This is a genomic window from Providencia sp. 21OH12SH02B-Prov (assembly GCF_027362595.1).
In the GTDB taxonomy this organism is placed as follows: Bacteria; Pseudomonadota; Gammaproteobacteria; order Enterobacterales; family Enterobacteriaceae; genus Providencia; species Providencia zhejiangensis.
In genome coordinates, this window is the sequence record NZ_CP114796.1 from 595276 (window position 1) to 622199 (window position 26924).

24 protein-coding genes and 6 pseudogenes are annotated in these 26924 nt (G+C 36.0%); 19 read left to right on the top strand and 11 right to left on the bottom strand.

Features of this window, described 5'->3' with window-relative positions; translation table 11 throughout:
• Positions 1-10 precede the first annotated feature (10 nt).
• From sgcC to O7C57_RS02815, 7 genes are all read left to right on the top strand, one after another.
• Positions 11-1324 (top strand): PTS sugar transporter subunit IIC SgcC, encoded by a 1314-nt coding sequence (gene sgcC, locus O7C57_RS02785; protein WP_154623528.1) that lies wholly within the window; start codon positions 11-13, stop codon positions 1322-1324.
• Between the two features lie 11 nt (positions 1325-1335).
• Complete coding sequence (locus O7C57_RS02790) at positions 1336-2142, top strand: BtpA/SgcQ family protein (RefSeq protein ID WP_154623527.1); 807 nt, start codon at positions 1336-1338, stop codon at positions 2140-2142.
• Between the two features lie 122 nt (positions 2143-2264).
• Positions 2265-2699 (top strand): PTS sugar transporter subunit IIA, encoded by a 435-nt coding sequence (locus O7C57_RS02795; protein WP_154623526.1) that lies wholly within the window; start codon positions 2265-2267, stop codon positions 2697-2699.
• 21 nt (positions 2700-2720) lie between these two features.
• Positions 2721-3350: an epimerase gene (locus O7C57_RS02800; RefSeq protein ID WP_154623525.1), complete on the top strand. Its 630-nt coding sequence runs from the start codon at positions 2721-2723 to the stop codon at positions 3348-3350.
• A 19-nt stretch (positions 3351-3369) separates the two neighbouring features.
• Complete coding sequence (locus O7C57_RS02805) at positions 3370-4143, top strand: DeoR/GlpR family DNA-binding transcription regulator (RefSeq protein ID WP_154623524.1); 774 nt, start codon at positions 3370-3372, stop codon at positions 4141-4143.
• Positions 4144-4702: 559 nt separating this feature from the next.
• A complete protein-coding gene (locus tag O7C57_RS02810) occupies positions 4703-6112 on the top strand; it encodes a PTS transporter subunit EIIC (protein ID WP_269723585.1) in 1410 nt (469 codons plus the stop codon).
• Positions 6113-6309: 197 nt separating this feature from the next.
• Positions 6310-7776, top strand: coding sequence for a glycoside hydrolase family 1 protein (locus tag O7C57_RS02815; protein WP_269723586.1), 1467 nt, complete (start codon positions 6310-6312; stop codon positions 7774-7776).
• A 766-nt stretch (positions 7777-8542) separates the two neighbouring features.
• Here O7C57_RS02815 and O7C57_RS02820 read toward each other — a convergent pair.
• The 6 genes from O7C57_RS02820 to O7C57_RS02850 all read right to left on the bottom strand — a co-directional run bounded on the left by O7C57_RS02820 (position 8543) and on the right by O7C57_RS02850 (position 12543).
• A complete protein-coding gene (locus O7C57_RS02820) occupies positions 8543-8764 on the bottom strand; it encodes a DUF987 family protein (protein ID WP_004917300.1) in 222 nt (73 codons plus the stop codon).
• An 8-nt stretch (positions 8765-8772) separates the two neighbouring features.
• Complete coding sequence (locus O7C57_RS02825; RefSeq protein ID WP_014656726.1) at positions 8773-9255, bottom strand: JAB domain-containing protein; 483 nt, start codon at positions 9253-9255, stop codon at positions 8773-8775.
• A gap of 17 nt (positions 9256-9272) precedes the next feature.
• Complete coding sequence (locus O7C57_RS02830; RefSeq protein WP_269723587.1) at positions 9273-10094, bottom strand: DUF932 domain-containing protein; 822 nt, start codon at positions 10092-10094, stop codon at positions 9273-9275.
• Between the two features lie 95 nt (positions 10095-10189).
• Positions 10190-10624, bottom strand: a complete 435-nt coding sequence (locus O7C57_RS02835) for an antirestriction protein (protein ID WP_269723588.1) — start codon at positions 10622-10624, stop codon at positions 10190-10192.
• A gap of 376 nt (positions 10625-11000) precedes the next feature.
• On the bottom strand, positions 11001-11270 hold the full coding sequence (locus O7C57_RS02845; protein ID WP_425476431.1) for a GTPase: 270 nt from the start codon (positions 11268-11270) through the stop codon (positions 11001-11003).
• Between the two features lie 94 nt (positions 11271-11364).
• Positions 11365-12543 (bottom strand): hypothetical protein, encoded by a 1179-nt coding sequence (locus O7C57_RS02850; protein WP_269723589.1) that lies wholly within the window; start codon positions 12541-12543, stop codon positions 11365-11367.
• Between the two features lie 1385 nt (positions 12544-13928).
• On the opposite strand from O7C57_RS02850, the gene O7C57_RS02855 reads away from it, so the two are divergent.
• Both O7C57_RS02855 and O7C57_RS02860 read left to right on the top strand, forming a co-directional pair.
• Complete coding sequence (locus tag O7C57_RS02855; protein WP_269723590.1) at positions 13929-14528, top strand: inovirus Gp2 family protein; 600 nt, start codon at positions 13929-13931, stop codon at positions 14526-14528.
• Between the two features lie 102 nt (positions 14529-14630).
• A complete protein-coding gene (locus O7C57_RS02860) occupies positions 14631-14843 on the top strand; it encodes a helix-turn-helix transcriptional regulator (RefSeq protein WP_143970429.1) in 213 nt (70 codons plus the stop codon).
• A 132-nt stretch (positions 14844-14975) separates the two neighbouring features.
• Here the strand turns inward: O7C57_RS02860 and O7C57_RS02865 are convergent.
• Together O7C57_RS02865 and O7C57_RS02870 are read right to left on the bottom strand one after the other, a co-directional pair.
• A pseudogene (locus O7C57_RS02865) lies at positions 14976-15119 on the bottom strand (transcriptional regulator); the annotation flags it as partial.
• Between the two features lie 369 nt (positions 15120-15488).
• A complete protein-coding gene (locus O7C57_RS02870; protein WP_080025647.1) occupies positions 15489-15704 on the bottom strand; it encodes a hypothetical protein in 216 nt (71 codons plus the stop codon).
• Between the two features lie 21 nt (positions 15705-15725).
• Here O7C57_RS02870 and O7C57_RS02875 point away from each other — a divergent pair, with 21 nt between their 5' ends.
• Together O7C57_RS02875 and O7C57_RS02880 are read left to right on the top strand one after the other, a co-directional pair.
• Positions 15726-16115 carry a hypothetical protein gene (locus tag O7C57_RS02875; protein ID WP_269723591.1) on the top strand — a complete coding sequence of 130 codons (390 nt, stop codon included), beginning with the start codon at positions 15726-15728 and terminating at the stop codon, positions 16113-16115.
• 186 nt (positions 16116-16301) lie between these two features.
• Positions 16302-17312, top strand: coding sequence for an acyltransferase (locus O7C57_RS02880; protein ID WP_269723592.1), 1011 nt, complete (start codon positions 16302-16304; stop codon positions 17310-17312).
• Between the two features lie 242 nt (positions 17313-17554).
• Here O7C57_RS02880 and O7C57_RS02885 read toward each other — a convergent pair.
• Positions 17555-18233: pseudogene (locus O7C57_RS02885) on the bottom strand (IS1 family transposase).
• Positions 18234-18282: 49 nt separating this feature from the next.
• Between O7C57_RS02885 and O7C57_RS02890 the strand changes: the two are divergent.
• Positions 18283-18597, top strand: a pseudogene (locus O7C57_RS02890) (transposase domain-containing protein); the annotation flags it as partial.
• A 93-nt stretch (positions 18598-18690) separates the two neighbouring features.
• Here O7C57_RS02890 and O7C57_RS02895 read toward each other — a convergent pair.
• Positions 18691-19452 carry an IS5 family transposase gene (locus O7C57_RS02895; RefSeq protein WP_269723593.1) on the bottom strand — a complete coding sequence of 254 codons (762 nt, stop codon included), beginning with the start codon at positions 19450-19452 and terminating at the stop codon, positions 18691-18693.
• 286 nt (positions 19453-19738) lie between these two features.
• Between O7C57_RS02895 and O7C57_RS02900 the strand changes: the two are divergent.
• Positions 19739-19873: pseudogene (locus tag O7C57_RS02900) on the top strand (dTDP-glucose 4,6-dehydratase); the annotation flags it as partial.
• Here the strand turns inward: O7C57_RS02900 and O7C57_RS02905 are convergent.
• A pseudogene (locus O7C57_RS02905) lies at positions 19869-20653 on the bottom strand (IS5 family transposase). The pseudogenes O7C57_RS02900 and O7C57_RS02905 overlap by 5 nt on opposite strands.
• Before the next feature lie 293 nt (positions 20654-20946).
• Here O7C57_RS02905 and O7C57_RS02910 point away from each other — a divergent pair.
• From O7C57_RS02910 to O7C57_RS02935, 6 genes and pseudogenes are all read left to right on the top strand, one after another.
• On the top strand, positions 20947-21912 hold the full coding sequence (locus O7C57_RS02910; RefSeq protein WP_269723594.1) for a hypothetical protein: 966 nt from the start codon (positions 20947-20949) through the stop codon (positions 21910-21912).
• 13 nt (positions 21913-21925) lie between these two features.
• Positions 21926-23734 (top strand): aminotransferase class I/II-fold pyridoxal phosphate-dependent enzyme, encoded by a 1809-nt coding sequence (locus O7C57_RS02915; protein ID WP_269723595.1) that lies wholly within the window; start codon positions 21926-21928, stop codon positions 23732-23734.
• Positions 23735-24124: a ParB N-terminal domain-containing protein gene (locus O7C57_RS02920; RefSeq protein ID WP_269723596.1), complete on the top strand. Its 390-nt coding sequence runs from the start codon at positions 23735-23737 to the stop codon at positions 24122-24124. It begins immediately after the preceding gene.
• A 2-nt stretch (positions 24125-24126) separates the two neighbouring features.
• Positions 24127-25362, top strand: a complete 1236-nt coding sequence (locus O7C57_RS02925) for an oligosaccharide flippase family protein (RefSeq protein ID WP_269723597.1) — start codon at positions 24127-24129, stop codon at positions 25360-25362.
• Between the two features lies 1 nt (position 25363).
• Complete coding sequence (locus O7C57_RS02930; protein ID WP_269723598.1) at positions 25364-26008, top strand: LicD family protein; 645 nt, start codon at positions 25364-25366, stop codon at positions 26006-26008.
• A 47-nt stretch (positions 26009-26055) separates the two neighbouring features.
• Positions 26056-26742 (top strand): annotated as a pseudogene (locus O7C57_RS02935) (IS1 family transposase).
• Positions 26743-26924 lie beyond the last annotated feature (182 nt).

The following is a 26924-nucleotide window of genomic DNA, read 5'->3' on the forward strand; positions in this document are numbered from 1 at the left end:
AGGTGACGTTATGTTTGACTATATACTTTCTTTAGGCGGTACAGTATTTGTCCCAATCGTCATGATAATTATTGGCTTAATCTTTCGCATACCGTGGCTACAAGCCATTAAAGCAGGGGTGACTGTCGGTATTGGATTTGTCGGAATGGGGCTGGTGATCGTCATGGCTATTGATAGCCTAAGCCCTCCAATCAAAATTATGATTGAACGTTTTGGCTTATCTCTGCATGTGCTTGATGTTGGCGCGGGACCTGCATCCGGTGTTGGTTATGCAACAGCTATTGGTGCCATGATTATCCCCGTTATTTTCTTACTTAACATCACGTTATTGTTTACTCGCCTAACGAAAACCATGAACGTTGATATTTATAATTATTGGCACTATGCGATTACTGGTACCGTTGTTCAAATAGCAACAGGCAGCTTAATTTATGGTATCGCAGGGGCGATGTGTCATGCCATCTTATCGCTAAAAATGGCGGATTGGACAGCAAAACGAGTACAAACAATCGTTGGATTAGAAGGCATTTCAATTCCTCAAGGGTATGGCTCTAGTTCAGTCCCTCTATTCGTATTTCTTGATTCGATCTATGAAAGGATCCCTTTCTTAAAAGGAAAAAATATCGATGCTCAAGCAATCCAGAAACGCTACGGTATGGTGGGAGATCCCGTTATTATCGGGGTTGTCTTAGGTTTATTATTTGGGCTTGCGGCAGGAGAAGATTTTAAAGGTTGTGCGACGTTAATGATCACGGTTGCCGCGATCATGGTGTTATTTCCACGAATGATCCGCTTGATTGTCGAAGGTTTACTGCCGATCTCTGAAGGTGCCCGTAAATTTTTTCAGAAGCATTTTAATGATCGAGAAGTGTTTATTGGTTTGGACACCGCGGTAACGCTTGGCCATCCAACGACGATTGCAGTGGGCTTACTACTGATTCCTATCATGCTGGTCTTGGCAAGCATTCTGCCATTGAACAATGTGTTACCACTGGCTGACTTGCCTGTAGCTCCTTTCTTCATCTGTATGGCCACGGTAATCCATCGTGGTGACTTATTACGCACATTACTGAGCGGTGTGATTGTGATGAGCACCGTTTTATTGATTGCAACACAATTTGCCCCTTTCTTTACTGAAATGGCGCGTAATGGGGGCTTTAATTTTGCTGAAAATGGTTCACAGATTAGTGCCTTGTCTGTAGGCAATATGTTCGGCTGGTCTATTTACGAATTGATGTCATTTGGTCTTATTGGCGTTGTGCTAACTGTCGGTATTGTTGCCTGCGTCGTTATTTTCTTACGTAATCGTGAATTACCTGAATAAGGAGTATGGAAATGAGTTGGTTAAAGGATGTTATTGGTACGGAAAAGGCGGTAATTGCTATGTGTCACTTACGTGCGTTACCTGGGGATCCTGACTTTAATGCTCAGCACAGTATGCAATGGGTCATTGATAGAGCTTATGAGGATCTGATGGCTCTACAAAATGGCGGTGTTGATGCTGTGATGTTTTCAAATGAATTTAGCCTGCCTTATCTCACTAAAGTCAAGCCAGAAACAACCGCAGCAATGGCACGGATCATTGGTCAATTGATGAGTGAGATCCGGATACCTTTTGGTGTAAATGTCCTTTGGGATCCGATCGCTTCATTCGATTTAGCGATGGCGACAGGTGCGAAATTTATCCGAGAAATATTTACCGGTGCTTATGCAAGTGATTTTGGCGTATGGAATACCAATGTGGGGGAAACGATTCGCCATCAACATCGTATTGGGGCAAGCGAGGTAAAAACACTGTTTAATATTGTACCTGAAGCTGCGGTATACCTAGGTGGACGTGATATCTGCTCAATAGCAAAGTCTACCGTTTTTAATAATAAACCAGATGCATTATGTGTTTCGGGATTAACTGCTGGCGCAAAAACAGACAGTGCGATTTTGAAACAAGTCAAAGATACGGTGCCGAATACGGTGGTCTTTGCCAATACAGGGGTGTGCCTCGAAAATGTGGAAGAGCAATTGAGTATTGCTGATGGATGCGTCACTGCGACCACATTTAAAAAAGACGGTATTTTTGCCAACTTTGTTGATCAAACCCGTGTGGAAAGATTTATGGAGAAAGTGCATAGCATAAGGCAATAAGAAAGGAGATAAGCAAAATACCTATCTCCTCGTGATACTTAGAGTCCTCGCAAGCTTCGCCAAAAGTTAGGCGAGGGCTCAATAATCAAGCATATACCGAACCTTAAAGGAGTCAATATACAATGATTGATGATGCTAAATGGATCCAAATAAATCAGGTTGCGACGGATTGGAAAGAGGCGCTTAGCATAGCTTGTAGACCTTTAATTAGGTATGGCGCGGCTGAGCCTAATTATTTACAAGGCATCATTAAAAATACCCAAAGTTGGGGGCCTTATTATTTGATTGCGCCGGGTATTGCAATGCCGCATGCACGCCCTGAACAAGGGGCTATTTATAATCAGATGACGCTAACTACCCTAAAACAACCGGTTGTCTTTGGGCATGAAGATTGTGATCCCGTATGGTTACTGATGACGGTGTGTGCGATTCAAAGCAATGACCATATTCGATTAATACAGCATATCGCTGAAATTGTAGATAACCCCTTATTACTTGATGAGATTCGTTTTGCTAAAACCAATAGCGATATTTTGAAAGTACTAAATCCATATTAATCTCTTTATGGAGGAGTAGTGATGATATTACATCCATCTTTGGCTTCTGCTGATCCACTTTGCCTTGGCTCTGTGATTGATAAACTCGCTAATCAGAATATTGGGTCATTACATCTGGATATTGAAGACGGTAATTTCATCCATAATATTACTTTCGGTAGCAAGTTGGTTAAAGCGGTCGTACAAGCCACAAAACAGGCCATATCTATTCATTTAATGGTATCTCAACCATTATTTTGGGTCAGGGAACTTGCACCTTTTGCGCCTAAATGGATCTTTTTTCATCCAGAAGCGGTGAATAATCCTTCAGAAATTATTGCTGAAATTAAAAAAATAGGGGCAAAAGCAGGGATAGCATTAAATCCGAGCACCGCAGTGGCTCCTTATCAATATCTTACTGATAAATTAGATGCTGTGATGGTGATGACTAGCGAGCCTGATGGTGAAGATCAACAATTTATTCCATTGATGGTAGAGAAGATTCAGCAAGTGTCGTCTTTATTTCACCCACTGGAATGCTGGGTTGATGGTGGAATAAGTGCAGATAAAATGCCTTTATTAAAAAAAATGGGAATTAATAATATTGTCTTAGGAAGAGCTCTTTTTACAACTGATGATTACGAAAAAACGATAAAACAATTCAGTGATTAAATTCGGAGAGAGGTCGCTTATGAGTCTGTATAAATCTGATCGGATCCAACAGATGTTGCACTATCTTTGGAAATGCCGAGAATTGTCTACACAACAAGCCGTTGAGTTATTCGGTTGTGCTGAAGCGACAATTCGTCGTGACTTTCAGTATATCGCTGAACACTATCCAGGGATGACCAGAACGCATGGTCGCTTAAATTTCGATGATAGTACGACAGATAAAGAATCTCAGTTCGATGTTAGGCGTTCTTTAAATTGTGCCTCTAAACGTGAAATTGCACTGATAGCCCGTAAATTTATTCATGAAGGTGATTGTTTCTTTCTTGATTCCGGTTCTACTTGTTTAGAGTTAGCAAAATGTTTGGGGGATATTCGAGTGAAAGTGATTTGTAATGACATCAAAATTGCGAATCAGCTTGGGGCATTTCCAAATGTAGAAAGTTATATTATTGGTGGATTAATTAGACCAGGGTATTTTACGGTGGGAGAGAGTTTAGCCTTAGAGATGCTAAATGCGTTTGCCGTTGATCGTGTCTTTATGTCATGCGATGCATTATCGATTGAAATGGGAATAACGAATGCCACCATGTTTGAAGTAGGCGTTAAGCGTAAACTTATCGCTCGCTCGCCTGAGGTTATTTTGTTAGCTGACCATAGCAAGTTTGATATGTTTGAACCCCATGCAGTAGCAACGTTATCATGTATTAAAACTATTATTAGCGATAGTGGGCTTACCAATGAAATTCAGCAACGGTATCGTCAAGCGGGATGTGAATTAAAATGCAGCTATTAGCGATGGTATGTGGAAAATGGTATTTCATTAATATGTTTATTAAGTTCTAAAATAAACTTATGATGGGGTTTATTAATAAAATGGAGTGTTAATGTTTAAACCAATTCCTCAAAGAGGAAATGTTTCTATATAAGATTGAAAATAGCGAGCCAGCTCACTAAATCAATATTTGGTATTTATTCTGTCAATTATCATTACGATAGAATATATTTATCAGTAAATGTTTGTGGTTTTTTATTTTTCTCCTCTTCCTTAGTTATCGACTCAATGCACTCGTAGTTTGATTTTATTGATAGTTTTACACTATAAAATGAGTGCTGCATTTAAATTCTATTGATAAATTAAATCATACAAGGTAATTATAAAATAAAATCAATTAAAACTTAGTGAAATACAAATCATGGATCACATAAAATAAAAAAAAGGAATTTGGAAGATTGATTTTTTATCTAATGAGCCTGAATAATGTCCTTACGTAATGCCACTTAAGTATTGCTGCTTGGCAATAGGTGTCTGATATAAATAATATATCAGGCATTTTCCACATCGGAGAAAACAGATGGATTATGAAAAAACAGGATTGGACATTTTAAGGTTTATTGGTGGAGTAAGTAACATTGAGTATCTAACTCATTGTTCTACTCGACTTAGAATAAATCTTTATGATAATAATAATATTGACCGAGAAGAATTGGAAAAAATTCCTGGCGTTATTGCTGTTATTATTAATATCCAGTGCCAAATTGTGATTGGTAAAGAGATAGTTAATGTCTACAATGTGATTAATAATTTATTAATCGCTCAAAAAGATCCTGTAAATAATACAATAAAGACAAAAAAACGATTAGGCCCTTTACTTATTGGTTTTATTATTAGTGTGTTTCAACCCATCTTACCGGCTATCGCTGGAGGAGGAATTCTGAAATCAATCTTAATCATATTGGATATGTTAGGTTGGTTAAAAAAGGGTACCCCTACTTATCAAGTTTTAGACTGTATTGGCAGTAGCCCTATTTATTTTTTACCAATATTAGTTGCAATTACGACAGCGGTTAGGCTTAAAGTCAATGTAGTGATAGCTGTTTCTTGTGTCTCTGTTCTTATATTACCTGAAATGATAAGAATAATGGCAGAAGGAACTTCATTTTTAGATTTTAAACTTGAAAGTATTCAATATGCGACCCAAGTATTTCCTGCAATACTGTGTGTTCTTTTCTATTCCCAAACAGAAAAGTTATTTACGCGTTATGTACCCACTCTCTTACAAAGTTTTCTAACACCTATGTTGTCATTTATAGTGACAGTGCCTATTACGCTACTTATTTTAGGTCCAGTGGGGTATCAGCTAGGAGTTGCAATAACAACAGCAATGATTTGGTTACATAGTCATTTAGGGTTCATTGCTACGAGTATGGTAGCTTGCACTTTACCTTTCCTTGTTGCTACAGGAATGCATAAACCTCTGCTACCTTATGCGATTTCAACTTTAGCACAACATGGTAAAGAGACACTTTATATGCCAGCGTCATTAGCTCATAACATTGCAGAAGCGGGGGCTTGTTTTGCTGTTCTAGTCAAAAGTAAGAATAAATCAACCAAGCCAATTGTATTTTCTGCGGGCATATCTGCATTATGCGGTATTACAGAACCCGCACTTTATGGCGTTACCTTTGTTAATAAAGTAGTACTCTACGCTGTGATTGCTGGCTCCGCAATTGGTGGTAGCTTCTTAGGGTATATGTCTGTCGCATCTTTTGCTTCAGCTAGTCCAAGTTTAGTCAGTATCTCTATTTTTGCTTCTAGCGACTTTCCTAAAAATATTATTTATGCTCTGATTGGAGCCAGTATTTCGTTTAGTATCACCTTCCTAATCACATTTATATTCTGGCATGAAAAAAATAATGAGAAGCAAAATAAAAAAATAGAAAACGAAAAGTTGACCTCTACACCATTTTTATCAAATAAATAAATATATCAAAATAATAGTTTGTAAGTATTGAACATATATTTAATGCTGACTTTATAAGGTTACACATTGTTTTTGATATTTAAAATAAAATATTTTTGGCTTTAATTATTGTTAGTTTATAAGAACAGAACGTTTATATGTGATTTTTTAGTTTCAGTGAATAATAATTTAAATATTAGGATAATAAAGGGAATCGTATGGGAATAGAAAAAAGAACATTTAAGCATGGTTTTTTATGGGGAGCTGCAATTGCAGCAAATCAAGCAGAAGGTGCTTGGAATTTAGATGGAAAGGGGCCTTCTGTTGCCGATGCGATACCAATAAAATCAAATCTTAGAGTGACTGACTATAATGGGCACAACGCAGTATCAGACGAAGATATTCAGTCAGCTCTTAATGGGGTTAATAATATTGCATATCCTAAACGTAGAGGAATTGATTTCTATCACCGTTATAAAGATGATATGGCCTTATTTGGTGAAATGGGAATTAAAGTGATGCGGGTTTCCATTGCATGGACTCGTATATTTCCTACCGGAGAAGATAGTGAGCCTAATGAAATAGGTTTGAAGTATTATGAAGATCTATTCATGGAAATGCATAAATATAATATTGAACCTTTAGTGACGTTATCTCACTATGAAATGCCATTAATATTGAGTGAAAAATATAATGGTTGGACTCATAGAAATGTGATTGATGCATTTGTGAAATATTGTAATGTTTGTTTCCAGCGTTATAAGACATTAGTTAAGTATTGGCTGACATTTAATGAAATAGACAGTGTCATGCGTCATCCCTTTACGGCTTTAGGGTTTCGTGAACAAAAATCGACACCAGAGCGTTATGAACAGGATATTTATCAGGCACTACACCACCAATTTGTGGCTTCAGCGATTGTAACTCGCGATTGCCATCAAATTATTCCACAAAGCCAAGTCGGTTGTATGTTAACGAAGGTGACGACATATCCAAGAACTTGTCATCCAAGCGATGTTGAAATTACATTAAGAAAAAATCTGGAAAATTATTTTTATTCAGATGTTCAGGTTCGTGGATATTATCCACCACTTATATTGCGTAGTTTTGAACTACGAGGCATTACCATTCAAATGGAACCTGATGACTTAGAAATTATCCGTCAACATACTGTTGATTTTGTCTCCTTCAGTTATTACATGTCAGTAACTGAGTCTGTTCAAGATAATGCAGAAAGGACACCAGGAAATACGGTGTTTGGTGTAAAAAACCCCTATTTATCGACATCTGAATGGGGATGGCAAATCGACCCTATCGGCCTGAAGATTTCATTAATTGAGCTTTATGATCGCTACCAAAAGCCATTATTTATTGTAGAAAATGGGATTGGAGCAAAAGATATTGTAGAGGATGGCAAAATACATGATAGCTACCGAATTGATTATTTCAGGGCGCATTTTGAGCAGATGAAAGAAGCGGTGAATGAAGGTGTTGATTTAATAGGATACACAAGTTGGGGAACTATCGATATTATCAGCGCGGGCACCTCACAAATGACAAAACGTTATGGGTTTATTTATGTTGACCAAGACGATGAAGGAAATGGTACCTTGAACCGGTTGCGCAAAGACTCTTTTTATTGGTATCAAAAAGTGTGTGAAACAAATGGAGAAGACATTCGTTAGATTGCAAAAAAGTAGCGACTACATGGCAGGGTGTTGTTTATTAAGATAATAACAATAAAACATTTTAGTGAATAAGAATTAATCTAATAAAATAAACAAGCATGATAGTCATCTTGGTATGCAAATATAGAGATGACTATTATGCATTAGATAGAATAATGTTTATTGGTTAGGTTCAATAAGAAAGGGTTGTTAGAAGATACTAACATTATAATAAAATTGAATTAATAACGAGAAGCTGATATTCATTGTTAGGTGATTTAATCTTAGACTAGCTAATTATACAAGAGGATATCGTAACTTGAAGGAACCACTGTAGAAGAGAAAGTGGTGCCGGACTCGGAATCGATTTTTCATTATAACTGGTTGTATTTAAATCCATTAATTGAATTTGATTTTATTTGTACCCTCTTTTGTACCCTCGGTCCGTTTGGTGGGTTTTGTTGAGCACGGTTAGGGCGATAGAGCGCAGCAAATAGATTGTTTTTTGCACAGATGACAGGTGTAATTATAACGTATTCGAATCCTTTTTAAGTATACATTTAATGGGGATCATGTTCATGTTAATTGTTTCTAGTATGAATCATGGTATTGCCAATTTGACATGTTTAATGATGCCTTATTGTGTCATTTTTGTTTAATTCCTCAATGTCTAATTCAGTTAAGATCCAACGGTTTGATATGTGCCATTGAATACTAATCAAAGTGGAAGTAGGCTTAATTTATCCATCCAATATAGGATAAACTCAAAGTGATCAGTACTTATTCAATTCAATGTTACACACATGACACACGCATAAGGGCCATCTCTGTCTTGGCGACGTTCAACATAAACAGCTAACACGCCACGACAATCTGGCACCTCCTTACCAATATAATGCTCGCTATTACCAACCCATTTATACTTTCCCCTACAATAACGAGCAAGGCGAGAGCCTAAATGTTGCTGATGGATCTTCATTGCTGCAGATTTACGGATGATATTCATGGTTCACCTCATACTAAGCCATGCTCAGCGAAAGAGAAGATTTGCTGACCACCGATGATCAGATGGTCAAGTACTCGTACTTCAATTAGCTGCAATGCTTTTATTAATTGTTGCGTGATAGATTTATCCGCTTGGCTTGGCGTGATATCGCCTGACGGATGGTTGTGTGCAAAGATAACGGCAGCAGCATTAAAATGAAGTGCTCGTTTGACGACTTCACGAGGATAAACCTGTGTGCTGCTAATCGAGCCAGCAAACAGGGTTTCACTGCTTATCAACTGATTTTGTTGATTCAAGTAGAGCACAATAAACGCTTCACGCTCTAATGCTGACATTTTTAGCCGTAACCAATCCCTCACATTTTGCGTTGATGTAAAAGCAATACCCGGTTCACGCAGATACTTATCCAGTATGGTCAACGCACGTTTGATAGTACGTTGTTCATTAGGAAGCAGTGTTAAGGTATTCGTATAAGTATTGATACTCTCCATCGTTAATATCTCCATCATTACGAGGCTAGTTGAAGCATATTTTCAGCCATCACCCACAAGGCTCGGTTAAGCTTCACATCACCATCAATCCCATTCACTGAACGCGTGCGAGCGCGTTTACCTTTCGCATTTCTGCCTGATAATCCTCCCTTGATTAAATTTTCCTGCAAACGTTGGTACACCGTCCAAAGATCGTCCTTCTTATCTTCTACACGGCGTGGCTGTAATACTTGCGCTTCGGTCACAGGTTGATGCGCTTCACCATAACGATATGTGAGAGCAGATTGAGCAAAGATGTGTTGGGCTGGTGGCGGTAATAATAGGGACTGCATGGCATCACGTTGCTCATCCATGCCTTCAAATAGCCCTAACACTTCATAAGCCCCTTCAATCACTTTTTCCACCACATCGCCCTTGTGCGGTACACGCACCTCACCAAAGGTTTGTCCGCAAATTAAGCCATTCTGACAAACGAATCGGAACATCCCCGGTAACATCTGATAACTCGATGAGCCATCATGACTATTGAGTAAGATGATTTCAGGCACTAGGCTGCCCGTAATTTGGTCATGGCGTCTCAGCCGTAACAGATGCTTAGTATGATCACGACGGCTGTCATCTCGCACACGCGTTTGGCAAGCAAAGAACGGATAGAAGCCTTCTTTTTGAAGACTATCCAATAAGGTAATGGTCGGGATGTAAGTATAACGTTCACTTCTGGATTCGTGTTTTTCTTCTGAAAACACACTGGGTACGGTGCGAAATAACTCTTCGGTAGTTAGCGGGCGGTCACGACGAATAGAGCAAGCATTGCCAAAACGGGAAGCTAAACGAGACATAGGGGTTCTCCTCAATAATTAAACTGATAAATCATTCGATAAATGGATTAAATGAAGATTGCTGGTGGGGGAAAGATAAAACCGTGACTGATAAATCAGTCTATAAGGCGAAAGATTTGAGCTTGCTCCGGATGCTGTATAGCGTAATCACGCAACAGGTAAAAATATTCCACCAGCACAGGGCTTTCGGTTTTAAATGACCAGATGCTATACACCATTAGACAGACTGCGATACCGGCTGCTTCAGGGCTTAACTCAGCTTCATTTCCGTTATGCGGGTTAAACATTTGCAGGGAGGTTTCGAGCATATCAGGCCAGATAAATGCGCCGCCATTAGACAGCATACTGAACTCCCAGAAAGCACCTTGATAGACCTCACACATCTTATCCATCAGATTAAAGATATCGCCTTCAATACGTTGCCAGTCTGGCACAGTACCAAAGTAAAAACGCCAGAAGGTACTACGACCACGGGAATTGACGAGGTTGGTTTTGATAACCGTTGATTCTTGCTCTTGTAAGGTAAACATAGTAGAACTCCAATTTAGTCGATATTGATAGACAGTAATAAACAAAAAAGCCCTACACCTTGCGGTGCAGAGCTTTCTCGAAATGATAGGTATATTGAGTATCATTTTTAGTGACGCATTCTGATGATTGATTCACTAAAATAATACAGATATAAAAATAAATGTAAGTTAATTAATGGGTTAGTCTGATGATGCTTTTATAATGGTATCACCATTACGGATAGTAAACTCACTGATGCTATAAAACCGATGACTTTGACTAGCAAATGAAGTTCTGTTTGCAGGTACAAAGATATCCATCTCTTTTTTTTCTACCCCCACTTTACCAAAAGAATAAGATACAGAAGGTGAAACAATGCTGATCTCAACTTCCTTCTTATGGTTCGCTGTTTGAGCGTAAAACACAGGTTGATCGTTGCTCTGAACGGGTACAACCACTGACAGCACTAATAGGGCATAAGGTAGACTGAAACAGCGCATTGCATAGACTGGATTTTCCGACACCAGTTTTTCCCATCAAACCGATTGTGGGCGAATAATGAATAAGCTCGCTCAGTTTATGTTGTAATTGATGCTTAATTGCCGTGGGGAGTGGCGAAAGCACCGCCTCAAAAGGTGAAGCGGTGGTGGAGGGATTTGTTTTCATAATGACTTCCTATGATAAATGAAAAGGCTCAATACCTTTGTCTTTCAAGGAAGTAATATAGGTTTGAAAAAAATTACATTATGATAACTAGTGTTCAACGTGTTGCATTATTTTCTTTCTTTTTATTTTTATAACTAAATAGACCACTTGTTATATTATTAATCATTGGGATTTTTGTATATTGCTTAGCAACTTGTTCTAAATAGTATAAGTGATAGTTATTTTTTTGTTTAACTTCTTTAACAAATAAAGAAAACTCTTTTTCATGATAATAAGAAAGCTCTTCATAATGACGGGATAATAACGCTTTTGGAATTTGTTCTAGCTGTATTTGAGTACTTTTTCGATGACTTTTTATCGGGACGAGTTGAATAGGATCCACCGTTCTAAAGAAAGGGAAAAGCACATGACTGGCACTAACACTAAAATGATACACTGAATTATCTTGATTTCGACAGAGACCTTGTTCCCATTCTTCTTGCTCATCATCATTGGCCATTTCAGCTAAAAGAGAATTAAATGCCATATAATTAACATGAACATTCTGTTTACACGCTTTACACCATTCTCTCGTCATATCTCTAATAAAAAAATCGGAGATGTCATTCTTATACTCCCTAGTGTCATTCCTCTGATAATAAAAAATGATATGCAGATAAGGTCTATTGTTGGCATCCAATAGAATAACGCGAGAGTAACTGACAAAACACGAATATACTTCGCGTCCTTTAAGTGTATTAAGCATCACGCTAAATGCATTAACAAGCTCTTTTATATGTTCAGATATTAATTGAGTATCTGAATAATCTTTTTCTATATAAAATGAAATAGGTAATAATTTGATATTTTTATGATTATTAATGCAGTGATTATAATTATTCACCAGTTTTTTATACGCATCTTGTTTCTCTTTTAACCACAATTTCATTCGACTTAATAACTCACCTTTTGGCTTTTTCGTGACACTATCTCTATGGGTTAAAGTGGTTGTTGTATTATTTTGGTAGTTAAAATAAATATAAACTTCATCAAATCTAGAACGGTCTTCACGCCATGGTATTGAATTTTTTCTGTCAGCTTTATTATTAGCCTCTTGAATACGTGCTTCTAAATATAAGTCATCAATAACATATTGCTCATCATTCTCTCTTTTATAAAAATCAGTAAAGGTATACTGATCGCGTAATATGTGTTCAGAAACAATATGAGGTGGTGTTATTTTATCTTGTTCTCTTAATCCAAGAAAACTTAACTCTTTAAATACCGTATTCATGCGTTATTCCCTCTAACATTTGTATAACTAAAACATTACTGTGAGTAATGATGGGTTAGTACAAAAATAGCACAAAATAGCCCCAAAGTCGATACCTACAAACCCTAAAAATAAGGGGTATAAAGTAATAATTTTATATATTTTAAGTGGTTATATTATGGTGGTAAAGTGGGGTGTTTTTTGGGAGTTGTTCAAAGTTTATGGGCATTTCAGTATGACTAGACAGATTTCGAGCGACATTATTTATCATTATCACTGTCTTTTTTATCATCAAACTCACTCAGACCAGCGTTAACATTTCAACCCTAACACTATCTCATAAAAGACTCAGGGAATAGTTAGATTTTTTAGTCTTTAAATGTGATTAAGCGATTATAGCCTTGGAGTTTGTATATCATTACATCAGTTAAGTTTTCCACTGCAAATGATACACCTCAAGAAAGATAAAATATTTAGGTTATTAATATGATTATAAAGAAGTGAGAAAACATTATTTATATTTAACAGAAAGAAGAAAGCATTCTTATCCTATTGTCCTATAGATAAATAATGCTAACTCTCTACTGATTATTCGCTGTATTACGACTCAATGAAGGTCATAATGATAACAATCTAATATCATAGTCTTCTATTAACACTGTCATTAAAGCGAAAAGAATGACAAGCAGTAAAATCAAGATAAAGATAATGATAGGTCTAACCAAAAAATAAGAGGTTAATTTATTCATTAAAAAGTCTATCAACTCTTGAAGCATGAAATGTTTGGTATCAGGGTATAATTATAGATAACTAAGTTTACATTATGCTAATGATAAAAATTAAAATCAGAGCTATAATTTCATCATTAACCTAAGCCAACACATACTAACTTAATATTTTAGAAATTAATCCCTGTTGGTATAGTAGTATATTTAATGTATTTATTTAATGTATTTATTTAATGTATTTATTTAATGTATTTATTTAATGTATTTATTTAATGTATTTATTTAATGTATTTATTTAATGTATTTATTTAATAAATTAAAACTATCCATTAGACGTAAAGATGCAATATGTATCCATATAACGATAGAGTATATTACTCATAGTCTATCAATACCAAAGTAAAATATGAAAAAACTTATAATTTCAATTTGTTTATTAGAATGAAAATAAATTTAGATGAAAAGTGTGATAAACCATATTAACAATATCGATTAATCGACTTCTAATCATACTAAAAAAATTTAATGACATCACTCTATTTAGCATTGAAATAAATGATAAAATAATCATTTATGACAAAGATCTATCTCTAGACTCGCTATATTACGATTATAGTTAAAATAAAAAAATACATCCTACTGAGTTGTTATGACATTCACTCAACTCAGGAAAATATCATGCATTACCCTATCGATAGCTATAATCTTAAATACTTCGATATTATTCATAATACCTTTATAAAGGCTCAAAGAAACTATACCCGATTATCTGTATTTCGTTTTGATTTACGCTTTCCAAGAACGATAAAAGCCATGAGAGATGACCGTAAAGTCATTACACGTTTCATTGATTCACTTAAAGCGAAAATAGCCGCCGATATAAAACGAAAAAGTACCACTTGGCACCGAAAGCTCACATTAGACTTACATTATGTTTGGGTAAAAGAAATTGGAGAGCGTAACCATAAGATTCACTACCACCTGATGATATTCCTAAACAAGGACATCTATCATTGCTGGGGCGATTTTAATCGTGACCATGGGTGTTTATCGGCAATGATACAACAAGCTTGGGCGAGTGCGTTACAGGCAGAATTATCAGCGGTAAAACAAAGTGTTCATTTTTGTAAGAATGGCGTGATGTACCTCAACCAAAATGCGAATGAATTAGAATACAAAAAACACTATGCCCAGATAATAGAACGTGCACAATATCTCTGTAAGCATCACACGAAACCATACCATCAAGGTGAGCGGCTTATTGGATGCAATCGCTGAAGAAAATAATTTACAGCTCCGCGTTATCGTTTGAAGGATCCACACCGCATTTCATTAACCCTTTCGGATCCTTCTCCTTTTCACTCTTAGGAGAAACAAACGATGACCAATACAACCGATTACCCCTTACTGAATGACCAATTTATCGACATGAAATTTATCACTCATCTGACAGGCTTAACGGATAAGTGGTTTTATAAACTCATTCAAGACGGTGAATTCCCCAAACCAATAAAGTTAGGACGTAGCTCACGTTGGTTAAAGAGTGAGGTTGAACACTGGCTGAATGAACGTATCACCGCTTCTAGAGGCTAAGTATTATTAATTTAGTCAGTTACAGCGATTTTTTACAACTCACTAGTGAAATATTATATGAACGTCAAAAGAAGACGATCTTTAGGGCGCTAAGGAAGGTGCCGATTGATAGTTTTTTGTACAGCAACCATGAAAAGCATAACGAGATCTGCTATCATTAATAATGCCATAGGCGCCAGTCAGTGCGGGAATATTAAAAGACTTTGATGCTGATGTGAACAGTGCATAGGACTCACGGGAAATACTTGACCAAGAAATATGCGGGTCATTACCCCAACAAGTAGACGAACAGCCTGACATGAAAATAAATTACAGGCCGCGATTATCGATACGCTATACGCCGTCCGGTACACTTTGATGATTATGCTGGTCGTAAGGCAGGTGAACTATTTAGCCAAAGCCGAGCAGAAACCCTTTGACCCGATTTACCATATCTCCCGCCTGCCTGATATCAGTGAGAAATCGACGGGACGTCCCCGGACTCGTCGTCGCTAAATCACGCTTACCTTTGAACACTCTGCTAGTCAGGGGCTGTATGACGATCTCTATGGCCCTTATAGCCGTTTATTGTGGCGACACCGTGCAAGTTTAACCCTTGCCTTAATAAAACGCTCAGAATGGCGCTGAGCGCGTTATTCACACCCATTACTCCTCTTCAGCCGTCACTTTGCAGTTGCTGTAGACCGTAGCGTGGTCGGTGCCGACAACATAGGCAATGACAATTGGACTGTTGTTACTGGGATCGACTTCCTGACGCAGATTAACCCGTCCATCCTCCGACGTATGGTAATACCCGATACCGTCATATTCCGCTTCGCCATAACGGGTTTCAGACCCATTATTACTGTCCTGCTCAAACACACAACACACCGGAGAGAAACAATGAACATTTACAATCTGAATGAACTGGAGCTCGGTATCGCTGAATTACCTGATGGCCGCCTGACAAATGCCTTTAAAGAGCAGGAGCGCTGGCAACCGGCACTACCCATTCCCTTTTACTGTCCACACTGTCACTTACCGGTGTATCTGGACCGCCGTAAACGGCATTTTTTCTTTGCACACCCCGTTGATAAGAAATACCTCGATTGTCCTGAGGTAAACGCGGCTATCAGTTATCTGACGCGACAATCTCAACAAGCTGAACAGTTCTCCGAGCTTCATCCCATAAAGCCCATCACGGAATGGTATTGCGTCTGGTGTCGACGGTTTTACACCAGCCAGCAGCGACCAGTCAGAAAGTGCTGCCCGAAGTGCAGAGAGGGGTACTAAGCCTCAACAGAAAAGCTCAGTTTATCCCATTACCAACTCATTGAATACTCGACCATAATGGGCATAATGAACACCAATAAATGAGCGGTAGCTATAATATCTTGCCTTGCCTTGCCTTGCCTTGCCTTGCCTTGCCTTGCCTTGCCTTGCAGTTATAATACCTAAAATTTTTATAATGGTATTGTTATGTGGGCGAATAATTTAAGGGTCTTTTCTGCATTTGCTGTTGTCATGCTTCATGTGGCAGCAGGATTTGTTGGGGGCATAGAGCTGTCAGATTTAAGTTATGGTAGCCGAGATTGGTGGGCTGGGAATGTTTATGACTCTGTGACTAGATGGTGTGTACCATTATTTGTCATGATTAGTGGTTACTTTCTTTTGAATAAGGAAGAGTCTACGTCAGTTTTTTTAAAAAAAAGGCTAAATAAGGTTTTAATCCCTTTAATATTTTGGTCTGTGTTTTTTTCTTTTTGGACTGTATTGAAACTTACTATTAAAGGAGAGTTGCCTAGTGCTCCTGTAGTGTTGGCTAAAGGCTGGATATTGGGTAAGCCATACTTTCATCTATGGTATCTTTTCATGATTCCATTTTTGTATTTAGTAACTCCATATTTGAGAGTGGTTTTTAACAGGTTTTCTAGAAATGAACTTTTGTTTTTAGTTTGTTTTTGCTTGTCTTTATCTATTCTAAATACTTTAAGTAGCAATGTTCTTTCTTATTTTGAAATGTCTGCAAAAGTAAGTCTTTTTACTAATAATTTTTTGCATTATATCGGATATTTTTGTCTGGGTGGTTACATAGCAAAGCATGGAGTAAAACAAAGAAATAGCTTTGCTTTGATAGCACTGATGTTGGCATGGAGTGTGACCATTGTAGGAAGCTACTTCCTCACTTATAAATATTTTTACTCTTATTTGAGTATTAACACGGTAATTGCATCTGTTTCTTTGTTTTTGTTAATTCAATGGAACTGTGATAGAGATTTCAACCTGAGTAGTATTGCAAAACTAAGTTTGGGTATCTATTTAGTACACCCCGTTTTTCTAGATGCTATCGCTTTTGTTGGTAGAGATTGGCTTTTAAGTCATATGGATGTTTACCTATACATTCCACTAGCTAGCTTTATAGTGTTTGGATTTTCTTACTTATCTGCATTTTGTATGAGTAAGATACCATTATTAAACAAGTGTATTTAACATTAACTCGTTATTCTAACTTAAAAAGGTCGCATAGGGCGTAATGCCGATCAGTTAAGAACTAAATAATAGGTTGAACGATCCTACAGTTCTGCAAAAATCCGTAATCATCCCAAGATTACGGATTTTTTTATGTTACGTAGCCAAGCTCTCGAGACTGTTCAGGCTTTCTCGCCAAAAGAATTTATAGCACTTTCTGGTCACGTATCCAAAGGGTTGATGGCATTTCAAACGTAATACTCTCACTCAATGAAAGTCCCAATGATCTTTGCATGCCGGATGATTTTGAATACCCTAACGTCTTGCGATTAAGTCGTTTCAATCGGTTACGCAACGTCAGATTTTCACGCTCAATTCGCTGTGTATATAGCTTTCCTAAAATATGTTTTTCGCTAGGGAGTGTCTCTTTGTACGCCCTGTAACCATCCGTACACCAAAAAGCGATACGGAACCCAGACAGCAGTTTTAACAATTTCCCCAGTGTTTTCTTGCTTCGGGAACCAAATACATGAGCGATAATCCGCTTTAAGCGAGGCTCCCATGCATACCACAACCAACGCTGACGTTTTTTGTTACCGATAAATGACCACATCTCATCGACCTCACAAATGAGCTGAATTTGTAGGTTATCTAGGGGCAGTGTTGTTACATTCCGTGGCGAGAGTTTTTTAAAGTGCGGACGACGGCATTGATACTGATATGTAATGCCCTAGCGGTGTCACGAATACCCGCATTATTCATGGCAAGCTCAACCACTTGCTCTTTGATGCAGGGCTGACAAGCGTTGTAGGTATAATCGAGTTGAAAAGTGCGGCAACAGGCCTGACAGCGATAACGGGGATGACCTCCATTGCCGGCGCCATGTTTTTTAACAGGGTCGGTTAATCCACAGAATCGCCATTTTACTGAAATGGTAGCCATACTAAGCCTCAACAGAAAAGCTCAGTTTACCCCATTATCAACTCATTGAATACTCGACCCACTTTCTGACCTCCTTTGTGCTGAACTGATTGACGAATGTCTCGCGGATACTGGCGTTGTTACATTAAGAAAACGCCGTCTGCCGATGGAAATGATGGTATGGACTGTAATGGGAATGTCCCTTTTCCGTTCTCTTTCCATGGCTCAACTCGTTTCTCATCTCGATATTGTTTTACCGGGCAAACGGCTTTATGCTGCACCAAGTGCTGTTGTTCAGGCTCGCCAACGATTGGGGGAAGATGCCGTTCGTAGCGTATTTGAAAAAACAAGCCAGCTTGATAAACTGCCATTATCACATTGGAACGGCTGTTAACTAAAAATAATCAAATATCAAAAGTGTACAAAACTAAAAAGAGGGGGGGGAGATTAGAGCGTGTTTATCTTTGTAGTGCATATTTCAATCGACCCACATTGGGAGCCACATGATTGAAAATGCTAAAGCAACAACACTTTCATAATTTCGGGCTAATTTGTCATACCGAGTCGCCACTGCTCGGTATTTCTTTATTTTTAAGAAGGCATTTTCAACTAAATGACGATATCGATATAAGCACCAATCAATATCTTTATTCCCTTGTTTACTATTCCCTTTTCTTGGGATGACATGCTGACCCCGACGGCTTTTTATCAACTGTCGTAAGGCTTCACAGTCATAGCCTTTATTTGCAATAACAACTTCGGCTTCCGGTGAAGAGGTAACCAATGTTTCTGCATAACTCACATCATGAGCTTGCCCACCTGACAACTCAAAATGAACCGGAAGACCACTGCTATCTACCGCTAAATGTATTTTAGTTGAGTTGCCGCCTCGACTTTTGCCTATAGCCTGCTTTGAAGCATCTTTAACGTTGGCTCCATCTTGATGCGTTTTCACGATACTGGCATCAATAAATAGCCACTGAGGAGCATTGAAGCGAGATAGAAATTGGAAAATTTCCATCATCACGCCTTTCTTTGACCAAAGGTTAAAACGTCTAAATACCGTATTCCATTCACCAAATTGACGAGGTAAATCGCGCCATGGAATGCCTGTTCTTATTCGTAATAAAATACCTTCAAGGGTCATTCTATGTTCTGGTTTGTTATAAATACGTCCGGTTAGGTGCATGATCTTTGATAGTAACTTCCAGCTATCATCTGTTAACATAAGTCTCGGCATTTGGGGGTGTTTTTTTGATTTTTGGCGAAACCATTATAACAGCCCCATTTGCTGTCTGCTTTTTATACCGAAAAGATCAACACGCTCTAGTCTGATTCATAGATAATTTGCTTAAAAACTATCTTACTCAAGTTTATTTAGGTATAATAGCTACAATTAGTTGAGTAAATTAAGAATTATCAGTGAACAGGTAGCTGTAAGCCCGGGGCGGTAGCGTACCAAAATTATGTGATAACTACTTTCAGTGTCTGTTTTCTATGATTAAAATGCGATTCATTATTCCAAAATGAAAATATTAGTTACTGGTGGGGCAGGCTTTATTGGTTCAGCAGTTATTCGCTTTCGCTAAATTACTAATAACATAAATGACACCGTGATTAATGTTGATAAATTAATTTCAGTGGGAAGCTTAGACTCTATCTCAATAGGAATTTATTCCAGACGATGAGATCACAGGCAAAATGCAACATGGCCTCGTAATTTTCGATCTTTTTATCCTATCAGGCCAGGATTCGGCGAAAGCGACTCATCCAACAGTGCGTTCTTTCAACGACCCAACGATGGGCTTTGAGATCCGTGTTTTTACTGGCGTCAGACTCTTCTTTATGGGGCTGAATATATGGCTCGTAACGGCGGTTCTGTAGATAGGTTTTCAACCAGCCTGCATCGTGACCTTTGTCCAGACAGAGTCTCAGTTTTTGTCCCGGACGCCCCGTCTGAAGGGCATCGAGTGTATCTGCAATCCGTTTGATATCATTCGTGTTTGCTGTTGCAACAACCAGCGACAGGTGAAACTCGTTGGCATCCGTAAGCAGGCTACGTTTTACGCCTTGTTTTCCTCTGTGAGTTGGATCGCGGCCTGTTTTTTTGTTCCCGACAGTGGTGATTTGGTCATGCTGCCGTCCATTGACAACCATGACCAGTCAATACTGTCCAGATATTCACAGGTAAGCAAACCATTCTGCCTAAAACCTTCAAAGATAGCCGCATCACGCCATTTTTGAAAGCGCCGGTGTGCAGAACTCGTTGAACATATCTCAGTGGCGTTGAGGGCGTTACACTGGCAGCCAGTTCTGAGTACAAAGAATATGGTATCCATGGTAGCACGGTTATCAACCCGTTTGCGGTGAGTCCCGAGCGAATGATTGGTTTTGTGTTCAGGGATAAGCGGTGCTAGTTTTTCCCTGAGTTCATCGCTGATCTGCTATCTGCCACATTTTCACCTTCAGAAATTACTCATTACGACATTTTGATAACCCCTTTTGGGATAGGTTTTTAGTGATACTATTAGGCACTTTCGGTTGACCGAGTCAGCGAAAATGCATGCCCTTTTGGAGGGCAATGAATGATAAGAGGTGCTTATTAATTGAGCTGCTACGTAAAAACGGAATGCTTTCAATTAATAAGCACGATTGTAGAATTTTATGGTGCATTGGAACCCGACAACCCAGTGCGGCAGCTATTACCTAAAACAATCTAATCATAGGCTATCTTATGCAACTACTATCGTTTGAAAATATATTGGAGCTAGATATCTCTCCACAAACAATTTATAGCTGGATATGTCAATCTATTAGCCAAAAAAATGACACAATTCTGCCACCTAAGATTAGTTTAAAACCTGAAAATGAAGTTTTTTATAATTTTATGCCTTCTATTTTATTAAAAGAAGAAAATGCAGGTTTAAAAATAGTTAATAGATATCCAAATAGATCGCCCGTGTTAGATAGTCAAATATTTCTTTATAATATAAAGAACGGCAACCTTGAATGCATCATGGATGGAAATTTTATCACCGCAATGAGAACAGGAGCTATAGCAACACACTCAATTATTTCATTTGCCAAAAATGGCTTTAGCTCCATATCATTTATTGGAGTTGGAATACAAGCTAGGGCAACATTAAAAATATTTTCCTGCATGTATGATAAACGTGATTTAGTTATTAAAGTAAAAAAATATAAAAACCAACATTTAGATTTTATTGCATTTGCAAAACAGTTACTCCCACAAAGCACGCAATATATTATATGTAATACATATGATGAATGCGTTGAAAATACAGATATAGTTATTTCATCTGTAACTTATTTTGAAAACGATATTTGTAGTGATGATAAGTTTTCGAATGGATGCCTAGTTGTTCCTATTCATACCAGAGGTTTTACTAACTGTGATTTATTTTTCGACAAAATTTATGTTGATGATTTAGGACATGTATCTGGATTCAAGCACTTTAATAAATTTCAAAATAAAGCAATAGAAACAGCCTCATATATAAAATCCCCTATAGAACTTGGAAGAAAAAGTCAATTAGAAAAGATAATATGCTATAACATAGGGTTATCTATACATGATTTATTTATTGCAAAAAATATACATAAATTAGCAATCGCTAATAATGTAGGTCAGGAAATTCCAATGTCTGTACCTAACACAAAATTCTGGCTAGAAAAATAATTAAGGAAAAGATATGCAAGTTTTAATACCTGCTGCAGGAATGGGTAATCGTTTAGGTAAATATACTAATGACAAAACTAAATGTATGGTATCTGTACATGAAGTTACGTTAATTGAACGTTGTTTAAACATCCTATCAAAATATAATATTAGTAGAATTATCCTAGTTGTTGGCTACCAAAAAGAAAATTTAAAAAAATTCTTAGGTAATCAGTATAATGAAATAGAAATAATATATATTGATAATGATATATATGATAAAACAAACAATATATATTCAATATACCTTGCCAAAGATGAATTAATAAAAGACGATACCATTCTATTAGAAAGTGATTTGATTTTTGAAGAAAAAATCATAGAAAACCTAATATCAAATCAATTTCCAAATATTGCCGTAGTTGATAAATATCAACCATGGATGGATGGAACAGTTGTTGAAATTAATAATAACTTTGATATTGTTAATTTTGTTCCTAAAAAAGACTTTGAGTTTAATAAAAGTGATTTATATTATAAAACAGTAAATATTTATAAGTTTTCTAAAGAGTTTTTAGAAAATACATATGTACCTTTTTTAGAGGCTTATTCAAAAGCATTAGGTCAAAATGAGTATTACGAGCAAGTATTACGAGTTATCACACTATTGGAAACTCAAGAATTAAAAGCGTTACCATTACAAGGTGAAAAATGGTACGAGATAGATGATGCTCAAGATCTTGATAATGCCAATGTTATTTTTGCACCAGAAAAAGAAAAATTAAGTCTATTATCCCGTCGTTATGGTGGTTATTGGCGTTATAGTGATATTATTGATTTCTGCTATTTAGTGAATCCATATTTTCCTAATAAAACATTCATGGGTGAAATGAAAAACTCATTTGATACTCTAGTGCGCGAATACCCATCAGGTGCTAATGTACAATCACTTTTAGCAGCCAAAATGTTCAAGTGCAATCCAGATCAAATCGCTGTAGGAAATGGAGCTGCAGAATTGATTGATACACTTGCACAATATAAAAATGAAAAACTAGGTTTATTTATTCCAACGTTTGAGGAATACTCATCAAGATTTAAATCTGTAACCCTTAAAAAACTGAATAACTCAAATTTCTCATATAATAAAAATGACATTATTAATTTGGCTCAAGAAAATGATGGAGTTATCCTTATAAACCCTGATAATCCATCAGGAAATTTTATTCCATATAAAGATTTACTGGAGCTAATTAATTGGTTTAAAATAAACAAAAAAACATTTATTGTAGATGAAAGTTTTGTTGATTTTGCTGAAAATGGATTAAACTCTACATTGATGAAAGAAGAAATTCTTAATATGTATTCAGGATTAATCGTGATAAAAAGCATTAGCAAAAGTTATGGTGTTCCAGGCATTCGCTTAGGAGTTATAGCAAGCTCTAATATTGAATTAATTTCTGCAATTAAAAAATCTATTCCTGTGTGGAATATAAACTCTCTTGGTGAGTTTTTCTTTCAAATTATAGGTAAATATGAAAAAATATATTCATCAGCGTGTAATCAAATAATTGCTGAAAGAAATTCATTGTTTACTGCGTTAGAGAAAAATAAGCTTTTAACACCTATCAATTCCCAAGCGAACTATATTTTATGCAAAGTAAACTTGATTTCATCAAGTATGCTAATAGAAATGCTCTGTAATGGCTATAATATTCTTGCAAAAGATTGTTCAGAGAAAAAAGGATTCGATGGACAATCATATGTCCGGCTCGCTGTTAGAAATACTATTGATAACCAATATTTAATAGATAGCTTACTTGATATAGAGTCTAAGGTTGTATAAGTGTATCGTTTAGAATTAGTTAACATTGATAATATTCAAATCACTGAAGAACATATACCTGAACGTGTTGAATGGCTTATAGAAAAAATCAAGGCGGAGGCACTCTGGCGAGTGCCTTTACTCTTAGAAGAAAACTCATATGCCATCATGGATGGTCATCATCGATTTGAAGTAGCTAAAAAATTAGGTTTAAGAAGAGTTCCTGCTGTTATGCTAAACTATAATCTACCCTCTGTGCAGGTTATATCATGGAGAGAGGACTTTGTTATAAATAAAAGTATTGTACAAAGTTATATAAAAGATAAGAAAATTTTTCCACATAAAACTACTAAGCATATTATTGACCCTTATCCAGATGAAATTTCAATTCCTATATCTTTTTTATATTAACGATGAAAATTAAAAAAAAATTAATCAGTAACTTTTCCTATTTGAGTATTATACAAATAGCAACGTTATTAATTCCATTTATATATTACCCATACATAATTAGAAAATTCAGTTTAGATTCTTATGGATTAGTCATTTTTATTCAAAGTATAATTATGCTTATGTCTATAATTGTTGATTTTGGTTTCAACATTTATGGAACTAGAATTGCATCAGAAAATGCTCATAGCAAGAAGAAACTATCTATTATATATAGTAGTATAACTTATATAAAACTATTATTAGTTTTAATATCTTTTTTAATATTCCAAATTTTCATTTACTTTAACAGCAAATTAAATGAAAACCATTATCTTTCTAATATTTTATTCTTTATTGTATTGGGTGAAGCATTATTTTCACAATGGTTATACCTTGGTTTAGAAAAAATAAAATATGCAGCATTAATTAACCTTTTTTCAAGATTATGTATGTTGTTAATAATATTTATAGGCTCTTGTACTTTTATCGGATTTTATTCATTCCCTCTAGCATTAGTTTTTTCTTCTTTGATTAATGGAATATTATCATTATGGTTTGTTAACATTAAATTGAAATTGAAATTTATACCAGTATCTTTGAATAGGATAAAGAAAGATATTAAAGAGTCATATTCATTTTTATTATCTCGTTCTATTGGCGTTATAATTTTAAAATTAAACACCTATTTAATTGGTAATTATATCGGATTTGCTCAGGTTACCTATTATGATCTAGCTGAAAAACTAATTAATTTAGCACTAATTCCTATAAATTTACTAAATCAAGTGCTCTATCCTTATATTGCAAGAACAAAAAACTTTGGCATAACATTTTCAACTATTAAGTACTTAATAGTTATTTATTTACTAATATATCCCATATTGCTTTTGTTTGGAGAGGATTTTATCATCTTATTCGCAGGAGATGATATGGCAAAATCTTATACCTATTTATTAATATTGTATTTTATACCTTTATTAAATATATTTTCATATTTTTTAGGAAACTGTGCATTAGTTCTTATAGATAGAAAGAAAGATTTTAATAATAGTATCTATATTGCTGCATTTTTTTATATCACATTTATATTATTCATGAGCCAATTTGGATATGTAACTATAAGTACTCTTTGTTGGGCTATTGTATTGAATGCATTCATTACTAGTTTATATAGAATCTTAAAATGTATAAAATATAAAAACTTACTTAAGGAATAATATGTTAATTAATTTTTTACGCAAAATAAAATATGATATGATTTTTTTTAAAAAATCACTAATGTTAAAAATCAATAAAAAAACGATGCTAAAACGGCTTCATGATTTTTTAAATACAAATAATATAGGATATTGGTTGGAATATGGGACATTATTAGGCGCGATAAGACAAGGCTCAATTCTATCACATGACTACGATCTTGACATCGGAATAAATCAAAAAGAATGGAACTTAAATTTACGAAATAAAATAATTGAGCAAGGATTTATATTAACACGAGAAATAAGTGTTGATGGTATTATAATTGAAGAATCTTATAGTTTTAAAGGTATCTGTGTAGATTTATTTTTTTGTTCTATAAAAAATGATATTATATCTACCCCAGTGTTTCGTCCATTTCAAGGGCTAACGTGGAAGGACTCTATTTTGAAAAAAAGTGGTGTAGAACTATATTTATTTAATAACAAATATAATGGATTTGAAACAATACATTTTGAAAATGAGCTATGGCATATACCTAAAAATTACAAAGCACACTTAATTAGCTATTATGGGGAGGACTATATTATACCCAATAAAAAATGGAAAGGGGAAAACTCTGCCATTCCAACTGGCTGTATTGGAAAAGAAATGCTCATGTATTAAATCCGGTGATTAACCTGTAATATAGGGTAATTTATCGGAGAATATTCATGGCTAAAGTCGATGTGAGGTACCCATTTTGTCAACAAACGCCCCTAGTGAAAAAACATGGATTAGGTAGCACTGGTCATCAACGTTATCGTTGCCAAGATTGCTGCCGAAGCTTTCAACTCGATTATAAATATCGTGCTTGCCAACCCGGAACTAAAGATAAAATTATCGACCTCACGATGAATAATGCCGATATTCGTGATACTGCTAGGGCCCTTTATATCAGCATTAATGCGGTTGTTCCTACTTTAAAAAAACTCTCGCCGAAGCAGATAACTTCTTTACCCCTTGATAATTTGCACATTGAACTCCTTTGCGAAGTTGATGAACAGTGGTCTTTTGTGGCTAATAAGAAACAACAACGCTGGCTTTGGTATGCCTGGGAACCTCGCCTAAAACGGATTATTGCTCATACATTTGGTCGTTGAAACAAGAGAACCCTTCGCCAGTTACTGGCTTTACTGTCTCAGTTTAATGTAGCTTTTTGGTGCACGTATAAGTTCAGTGCTTATGAGATATTGCCTAAACAAAAACACGTAGCAAGTAAGTTTTATATCCAACGAATAGAAAGAGAGAATTTGAATTTAAGAAATCGCTTAAAGCGTCTTAACCGTAAGACGTTAGGTTATTCGAAGTCGCCTGAAATGCATGACAAGATCATCGGCACATTCATATGTATGCTATAAAGAATTTAGAAATAATCTAGCGTCAGATGTTAAAGCCATTCTTTCTGGTGAGTTAGAAAAAATAAAAGGAAAACAATTTTTATATCAGCATGAATTACGTAAAGACTATTATTTTAAATTAAGATTTTTTTCAAAATTTTATGTAGAGCAAAATAAAAAAACCTAACTAAAGCTAAATTATT

Coding starts and splice junctions, on each gene's coding strand:
- sgcC (WP_154623528.1), top strand. CDS start 11: ATGTTTGACTATATACTTTCTTTAGGCGGTACAGTATTTGTCCCAATC.
- O7C57_RS02790 (WP_154623527.1), top strand. CDS start 1,336: ATGAGTTGGTTAAAGGATGTTATTGGTACGGAAAAGGCGGTAATTGCT.
- O7C57_RS02795 (WP_154623526.1), top strand. CDS start 2,265: ATGATTGATGATGCTAAATGGATCCAAATAAATCAGGTTGCGACGGAT.
- O7C57_RS02800 (WP_154623525.1), top strand. CDS start 2,721: ATGATATTACATCCATCTTTGGCTTCTGCTGATCCACTTTGCCTTGGC.
- O7C57_RS02805 (WP_154623524.1), top strand. CDS start 3,370: ATGAGTCTGTATAAATCTGATCGGATCCAACAGATGTTGCACTATCTT.
- O7C57_RS02810 (WP_269723585.1), top strand. CDS start 4,703: ATGGATTATGAAAAAACAGGATTGGACATTTTAAGGTTTATTGGTGGA.
- O7C57_RS02815 (WP_269723586.1), top strand. CDS start 6,310: ATGGGAATAGAAAAAAGAACATTTAAGCATGGTTTTTTATGGGGAGCT.
- O7C57_RS02820 (WP_004917300.1), bottom strand. CDS start 8,764: ATGAATATCATCCGTAAATCTGCAGCAATGAAGATCCATCAGCAACAT.
- O7C57_RS02825 (WP_014656726.1), bottom strand. CDS start 9,255: ATGGAGAGTATCAATACTTATACGAATACCTTAACACTGCTTCCTAAT.
- O7C57_RS02830 (WP_269723587.1), bottom strand. CDS start 10,094: ATGTCTCGTTTAGCTTCCCGTTTTGGCAATGCTTGCTCTATTCGTCGT.
- O7C57_RS02835 (WP_269723588.1), bottom strand. CDS start 10,624: ATGTTTACCTTACAAGAGCAAGAATCAACGGTTATCAAAACCAACCTC.
- O7C57_RS02845 (WP_425476431.1), bottom strand. CDS start 11,270: ATGAAAACAAATCCCTCCACCACCGCTTCACCTTTTGAGGCGGTGCTT.
- O7C57_RS02850 (WP_269723589.1), bottom strand. CDS start 12,543: ATGAATACGGTATTTAAAGAGTTAAGTTTTCTTGGATTAAGAGAACAA.
- O7C57_RS02855 (WP_269723590.1), top strand. CDS start 13,929: ATGCATTACCCTATCGATAGCTATAATCTTAAATACTTCGATATTATT.
- O7C57_RS02860 (WP_143970429.1), top strand. CDS start 14,631: ATGACCAATACAACCGATTACCCCTTACTGAATGACCAATTTATCGAC.
- O7C57_RS02875 (WP_269723591.1), top strand. CDS start 15,726: ATGAACATTTACAATCTGAATGAACTGGAGCTCGGTATCGCTGAATTA.
- O7C57_RS02880 (WP_269723592.1), top strand. CDS start 16,302: ATGTGGGCGAATAATTTAAGGGTCTTTTCTGCATTTGCTGTTGTCATG.
- O7C57_RS02895 (WP_269723593.1), bottom strand. CDS start 19,452: ATGCCGAGACTTATGTTAACAGATGATAGCTGGAAGTTACTATCAAAG.
- O7C57_RS02910 (WP_269723594.1), top strand. CDS start 20,947: ATGCAACTACTATCGTTTGAAAATATATTGGAGCTAGATATCTCTCCA.
- O7C57_RS02915 (WP_269723595.1), top strand. CDS start 21,926: ATGCAAGTTTTAATACCTGCTGCAGGAATGGGTAATCGTTTAGGTAAA.
- O7C57_RS02925 (WP_269723597.1), top strand. CDS start 24,127: ATGAAAATTAAAAAAAAATTAATCAGTAACTTTTCCTATTTGAGTATT.
- O7C57_RS02930 (WP_269723598.1), top strand. CDS start 25,364: ATGTTAATTAATTTTTTACGCAAAATAAAATATGATATGATTTTTTTT.